Source organism: Mycobacterium sp. 1245801.1 (genome assembly GCF_001673055.1).
GTDB lineage: Bacteria > Actinomycetota > Actinomycetes > Mycobacteriales > Mycobacteriaceae > Mycobacterium > Mycobacterium europaeum_A.
Genome location: NZ_LZKY01000301.1, coordinates 1 through 6,542 on the forward strand (window position 1 = coordinate 1; position 6,542 = coordinate 6,542).

Consider the following 6,542-nt stretch of genomic DNA (forward strand, 5'->3'; position numbering starts at 1 on the left):
AGCGCACCAAGGGGATCTCGATCCGGCGCGCGCCCGCGCCGGCGTGGTCTCACTTCACGTTCAACGGCGCCCCGGGCTCGATCCTGTCCGACCGGGCGCTGCGCGTCGCGGTCGCCAAGGGCATCGATCGGCAGACCATCGCCAAGGTCGTCCAGTACGGCCTGACCAGTAACCCGGTGGCGCTGGGCAACCACATCTATGTCGCGGGGCAGCAGGGCTATCAGGACAACAGCTCGGTCGTTCCCTACGACCCGGCCGCGGCCAGCCGGGAGCTCGACGCGTTGGGCTGGAAGCGGACCGGCCAGTTCCGCGAGAAGGACGGCCGGCAGCTGGTCATCCGCGATTTGTTCTACGACGCCCAGGGCAGCCGGCAGTTCGCCCAGATCGCCCAGCACAGCCTGGCCCAGATCGGGGTCAAGCTGGAACTCGTCTCCCGTTCCGGCAGCGGCTTTTTCACCAACTACATCAACGTCGGGGCGTTTGATATGGCCCAGTTCGGTTGGCTCGGCGACGCCTTCCCGCTCTCGGCGCTGACCCAGATCTACAAGTCGGACGGGGAAAGCAATTTCGGCAAGATCGGCAGCGAACAGATCGACGCCGCCATCGAAAGCACCCTGGAAGAACTCGACCCGGCCAAGGCGCGGGCGCTGGCCAACGATCTCGACAAGCTCATCTGGGCCGAGGGATTCAGCCTTCCGCTGACGCAGTCGCCCGGGGATGTCGCGGTGCGCGGCACGCTGGCCAATTTCGGTGCGCCCGGTCTTGCCGACCTCGACTACACCGCCATCGGGTTCACGCGGAATTGAGCCGCCGGCGCAGCAGATTCGGGATCGGCAGCGCGCCCTCGACGACGGCCGCCGCTCCGAGCGCCTTCCACAGCAGTCGCACCTCGGGGCGCGGGGGCAGCGCGTCCAGCGCCGACGCCCGCGCGGCAAGCCCTTTCAGGTCGCCACGCCGAACCGCGTCGGCAGTGGCGAGCGCGACGGGCTCGCGAAAGTCCAGCGCGCTGTGCGCCATGCTCGGCAGGCTCAACAGCACCGCATTGGGTAGCAGCGACGCCACGCGTTGGGCGACCGCCGGTGGGGTGATGAGATCCCGCCTACCCGAAACCACCGCGGTGGGCCAGTCGAAATTCGGCATTTCGGTCGGCAGGTCATAGGGTTCGTCCTCGAAAGTGACTCGCTGCGTGCGCGTTTTGCTTTCCGCCACGGCGGGGTCGAGCGGCAGCCCGTCGGGTTCGGCCGCATAGTCCAGTTCGCGGAACGCGATGCGGCTTACCAGGTCTTCCTCGTAGCGAAACGGCAGGTTGCCCAGGGTGGTGAACCGGGACAGCGCCCACCACAGTAACTTTCGGCCATCGAGTAGCAGGTCGAGTTGTCGTTCGAGCAGGTCGGCCCCGCCGTAACCGTAAATCGTCGCCACGACCTGCGTTGCCGCCGCATCCATGATCCCGGCGTCGACCAGCTTGCGCATTTTGGGTGCCACTGAAGCGGTTTCGGGGCTGTCCCCCTTTAGCAGCAGCCGGCGAATCGCGCGGCGCACGATCACGATGTCGTGCCGGGACAGCAACGGCGAATCGAGCACCATGCCCCGCACCCGCTGCGGATGCCGCACCCCGACTCCGGCGGCGATATAGGTGCCGTACGAGGCGCCATAAATGACCGCCGACTGCGCTTGCGCGTCGTCGAGCACCGCGGCCACGTCATCGACCACCTGGTTCACGGTCATAGATTGCGGGGGCAGATCGGCGCCCGAGTCGTCGTGCCGCGACATCCCCACCCCGCGGTGTTCGACCATGATGACGTCGAGGCCGGCCGCCGCTGCGCGCCGCCGCAGTCCCTTGTACATCTGCACCGACGCCACGCCCGGACCCCCGGGGATGATGACCACCGGACTGGAAGACTTGCGGCCGGCGCGCACGTAGTACAGATCGAACTCTTCGGCGCTGTGCGGTGAGATCGGCCGGCGCACGGGTCGCACGCCGGGCAGTTCCGCCAGCTTCTGCTGCACCCGGCTGCGCTTCGCGTTCATCGTCATTCGCGTGGCCCCACCATGTTCCCATTCTGCAGGCGAGGCGCCGACATGGCATCGAACAGTTCTGACCAGCAGTTTCGGCCTCGGCCGGCCGCGTGGGCTAAGCGCTGAGATCGATGCGGTGCGCGCCCTTGACACCGTCGTAGCGGTCAGGGCTGCAGGTCAGCACGATCACCTGCCCGTGGGTTCCCACGGTGTCGAACAGCTCGCCCATCTTGGTCAAGCGATCCGGGTCGGTGAAACCGAGCGCGTCGTCGACCACCACCGGGACGGCGTCCTCCTTGGCGACCAGGGCCGCGCCGGCCAGCCGGGCCAAGATGCCGAGCTGCTCCTTGGCCCCGCCGGACAGGGATTCGTACGGCACCGTGATGCCGTTCAGTGTGCGGCTGCGGATGCACAGGTCGCTGTCGATGTCGACCTCGAAGCTGGGGCCGAACACCGGACGCCCGAGTCGCTGCAGTTCCGCACGATAGGGCTCGACATATCGACGGCGGGTGGTGTCGCGGTGGCGCGTCATCACCGAGCGCAGCAGTTGCGCCGCCCGCGCGCGGCCGCCCACCTGGGTGTGCTCGCTGGCGGCGTGCTCACGCTCCGTCTGTGCGGCGTCGAGCTTACCCTGGCGTCCCTCACTGCCGAACACCGAGAGTTCTATGGTGATCTCGCGCAATGCGCGCGCGGCTCCTTCGTAGCGCTCGCGCAGCGAGTCGGCTTCCTTTGTCGCGTCGGCCAATTCGCTGGCGACCGCATCGGGCGCGGCCGCGGCCAGCGCTTCGGCGACTTCGGTGACGCGTTGCTGGGCGGCCTGCGCCGCGCTGCGCGCCGTGTCCGCCGAGGCCGCGAGTTCCGCATCGCCGGCGGATGCCCGCTCGGCCGTCAGCCGGCCGGCGGCGGCGTTCAGCTCGGCGCGCTGCGTCGCCAAGGTGTTCTGCAGAACCGTTGCGCGCGTGGATAACTCGGCGAGCGCAGTAGCCGCTGTGGCAGCGGCCTGACGGCGAGCCTCGTACTCGGTCGACGCGTCCTCGCGGGCCTGAAGCACCGCGGTGAGTTCGGCGCGTGCGGCCCCGATGTCCACGGGCGCGGCACTTGTCTCGGCGGGGTGTGCGGCGCGCAGCTGGGTGAGCCGCGATCGCAGCTCCTCGATCCGCTCTTCACCGCACAGGCCGGCCAGGGTGGCGCCGAGTTGATCACGGGTGCTCTGCAGCTCGCGGCGACGTTGGTCGGCGGATCGTGCGGCGTCGAGGTCGGCCACCTCGCCGGCCGCCAGCGCTGCGACCAATTCCTCCTGTGCCGCAGCGTGTTTGGCGTGCACGTCCAGTGTGTTCGCGCCCGGGTTGACCCGGGCGGTCAGGACGCCGGGGACCGTCACCTCGGTGGGTCCGGCGGCGGTGGTCGTCCAGCTCTGCCCGGCCGGCAGCGAGACCTGCCGGCCGCCGACGATGAGTTGAATGTCCGCCGCCGCGGTGAGTTCGATGGCCGCCGAGGTCAGCGCCAACTGGTCGCCGGTGCGGTCGACGGCGGCCTTGGCGTCCTCGATGCGGCGCAGCACCGCCTCGGTGACCGCGATGGTGGTGAGCTCGGCGCCGATCCGCTCGCGATCCCGCTCGATGGCGTCGATCCTGGCCAACCTGGCGGTCAGCCGGTCGGCCTCTTCGCGGTCGGCGAGCCGGTCGACCGTGCACCGCGCGGAGTCGGCCCGGCGGTGCAGCTCGGCCAGGGCCTCGGTGGCCTGGTGCAGCGCGGCGTCGGACGCTTCGGCCTCCGCATGTGCCGCGGCCTGGGCGGCGGCGGCTTCTTCGGCCTGCGCTTGCGTTTCGGCCACAGCCTCGGCGCGCGTGTCGATTTCGGCCAGCAGTTGCCGGCGTGCGGTGTGGGCGCCGCCCGCGGCGGTGGCGGTGGCGACCGCGGCGTCGACGACCAGCTGGGCTTCGCGCTGCTGCGCGGTGAGCGCGGCGACGTTATCGGCGGCTTCCTGCGCGGCGGCCACCCGCGGGCCGGCGGCGATCCGTTGCTGGGAGAGGTCGGCGACCTGCTGGGTCAACACGGCGTGGCGGGCCACCCGCTCGTCGACCTCGGCGACCGCGGCCGCGCACTCGGCAACCGCGGCCTCGGCGTCGGCCAGCCGAGCGATCGCGGCGGCCCACTCGCCTGTAGGGCGTCCGGTCGGGGTGAAGTAACGCCCGTATTCGGCGTCGATGCGTTCGATGAGCAATGGCTCGGTGCCGCACAACCCTCCGCTGTCGCCGGCGGCGACATCGAGCGCGCGGGACAGCGCGTCGCACCCGGACAAATCCACCGCGGCGGTCGACGCGGACTGCAGCACCCGCTGGGCATGCCACAGGTCGCTGTCCACCGTCTCGGCCAGCATCGCCCGGACCCGCTCGTGGGCTTCGTCACCGGTCAGCTGTTCGCGGCACGGCCGGATGACCGTCAGCTCGGTCTCACACTTCTTGTGAAACCGCTTGCGGTAGACGAAACGGTAAGGGCCGCAGCTTATTTCGGCGGACACCTCGGAGCCGACGTCGCTGTGGGTGGGCTTGACCTGTTTGACTTCCTTCTTCGTCGAACGGTCCCGGGCCTCCAACAGCAGGTCCAGGGCTTCGATCATCGACGACTTGCCGATCTCGTTCGCGCCACACACCACCACGACGCCGTGATCGGGGAATTCGATGTCCCGGTGCGAAATCCCGCGGTAGTTGGTCAGGATCAGCCGGTGCAGCTTCACGCCGCACCCCGGTCGGTGAGGCGCAGCAGCAGCGCCAGCGCGGCCTGCGCGTCCACGGCGGTGGCGGAGTCCTCCTCGCGCGCCGTCGCCACCAGCTCTTCGACCGCTGCGGCGGCGAAACCTCCGATGCCCAGATCGCTGAACTCGCCGTCGGCCGGGATCACCGCCAGGTCGGTGTGGCTGTCCCACGTGCGCAGGTGGCCGAATAGCCGTGCGTATTTGTCCAGGCAGGCGTCCAGCGCGGCGCGGTCGGTGACCGTCAGCGAACCGGTCAGCGCCAGGCGCACCACGGTCCGGTCCTTCTCGGTCATCAGGTCGAGGTTCAAGTCGAGATCGGCGATGTCACGGCTGGAGTCGACCTGTCGGCGCAAAGTGACGAACCGCCAGCTTCCGACGTGTCGCGGCGTCACGGACACCGCGCGTTGCGGGTCGGCCTCGTCGACGTCGACGATCAGGACATGGCCTGGGTCGGCTTCCACGTCGTCGAAGTTGGTGACCTCCGGGGAGCCGGAATACCAGACCCGGCCGCTGTCGCCGACCCGGGTGAGCGAGTGCTTGTCCCCGAGCGCCACGTAGTGCACCGCGCCGCGCGACAGCGCGTCGTCAACGGTGGCGAGCCGGATCAGCGAGGGCTTGTCCCGATCGGGATCCAGGACGTCCACGCCGCCGTGCGCCACCAGGATCCGGGTGCCCGCGGCAGCGGGCAGGTCGTCGAGGACGTCGGCGACCAGGTCGGTGGTCGGGACCTTCGACCGCCACGGCGCGGCGACGATTTCCAGCCCGGGACGCACCTGGTGCACGCCGGCCCGGTCGAGCACCACGACGTTGTCGGGACGCTCGGAGGTGAACAGCGCGCTGGTGTACACCGACGAGGCGTCGAGGGGATCGTGGTTGCCCGGCAGCAGGTACACCGGAATTCCGATGGCGCGCATGGCTTCCAGGGACTGCCCGATGACCTTGGGCGGAAGCTGATTGTGTTCGAAGACGTCGCCCGACACCACGACGAACTCGGCGCCCACCTCGGCCGCCAGGGCGCCCAGACCGGAAACCGCGTCGCGGCGAGCCGCCGAATAGCGCGGCTGGGCGTCACCGGCGAGAAAGTGCCGGGTCATGCCCAACTGCCAGTCGGCGGTGTGCAGGAATCGCATGCCGGCGACCCCCTTTCGAAGTGCGTGTTTACCTGGGCATCGAGAGTTTAGGTCTGCGCACCGACAAGACGCGGGACCTCGATCGGCAGGTCTTGGTCCGAGAAATCCGGCAAGATCGTCTGGGCCTGTGCTGCGCGTCGAGCCGGAGCGGTCGCAAATTCTAAATGAATTGCGCGAGTGTGAATCTATGGCGATTTGGGCGAGGTGGCCTTACATCCTTGGCACGGTCGATCACCGTGCGACACCGTGACCCCCACGAAATTATTTGCGCGAGTGTGAATCTATGGCGATTTGTCGGCCGATTTTGTCGGTGGGTTCCGTTAGTTTCGGGGTGTGAGTGTGAGTGATGAGCAGGATGTCGAGGCGGCGTTCGACGCGCTCGATGCCGCCTGGGATCGCGTGTGCGCGCTGAACGTCGATGCGCTGAAGCCGCGCCAGCAGTTGGCGGTGTTGGCGCGCTGCGAAAAGCAGCGCCGGCGCATCCCGGCCGTCGAGCACCCCGTGATCAATTCCCTGGCCCGCCAGGCACCGTCGGTCGAACTCGGCGCCACGGTGGTCCACGCCATCGCCGAGGCGACGCTGATCAGCCGCGCTGAAGCCGCCCGCCGCCTCAACGAGGCACGCGATTTGGGCCCGCG

Annotated in this window: 5 protein-coding genes; 2 read left to right on the top strand and 3 right to left on the bottom strand. The window is 69.1% G+C overall.

All coding sequences use genetic code 11. The annotated features are described in order from the left end of the window. Window positions 1-806, top strand: an 806-nt coding sequence (locus tag A5622_RS19265) for an ABC transporter substrate-binding protein (RefSeq protein WP_232003003.1), incomplete at its 5' end; no start/stop codon positions are given. On the opposite strand, the gene A5622_RS19270 is transcribed toward A5622_RS19265, so the two are convergent. The 3 genes from A5622_RS19270 to A5622_RS19280 all read right to left on the bottom strand — a co-directional run bounded on the left by A5622_RS19270 (window position 793) and on the right by A5622_RS19280 (window position 5,904). Beyond that, entirely contained in the window at window positions 793-2,037 is a 1,245-nt protein-coding gene (locus A5622_RS19270) for an alpha/beta hydrolase (protein ID WP_066880604.1), read from the bottom strand. The two genes, A5622_RS19265 and A5622_RS19270, sit on opposite strands and share 14 nt — an antisense overlap. A 97-nt stretch (window positions 2,038-2,134) precedes the next feature. Continuing rightward, a complete protein-coding gene (locus A5622_RS19275; RefSeq protein WP_066880606.1) occupies window positions 2,135-4,756 on the bottom strand; it encodes an AAA family ATPase in 2,622 nt (873 codons plus the stop codon). Then, window positions 4,753-5,904 carry an exonuclease SbcCD subunit D gene (locus A5622_RS19280; protein ID WP_066880608.1) on the bottom strand — a complete coding sequence of 384 codons (1,152 nt, stop codon included), beginning with the start codon at window positions 5,902-5,904 and terminating at the stop codon, window positions 4,753-4,755. The genes A5622_RS19275 and A5622_RS19280 overlap by 4 nt, the downstream gene beginning before the upstream one ends. Window positions 5,905-6,243: 339 nt before the next feature. On the opposite strand from A5622_RS19280, the gene A5622_RS19285 reads away from it, so the two are divergent. After that, the coding region (locus tag A5622_RS19285) for a DUF222 domain-containing protein (protein WP_156753016.1) at window positions 6,244-6,542 on the top strand (299 nt) is incomplete at its 3' end.

What these genes read in the sequence shown, in the direction of transcription:
- A5622_RS19270 (WP_066880604.1), bottom strand. Translation starts at nt 2,037, where the DNA reads ATGACGATGAACGCGAAGCGCAGCCGGGTGCAGCAGAAGCTGGCGGAA.
- A5622_RS19280 (WP_066880608.1), bottom strand. Translation starts at nt 5,904, where the DNA reads ATGCGATTCCTGCACACCGCCGACTGGCAGTTGGGCATGACCCGGCAC.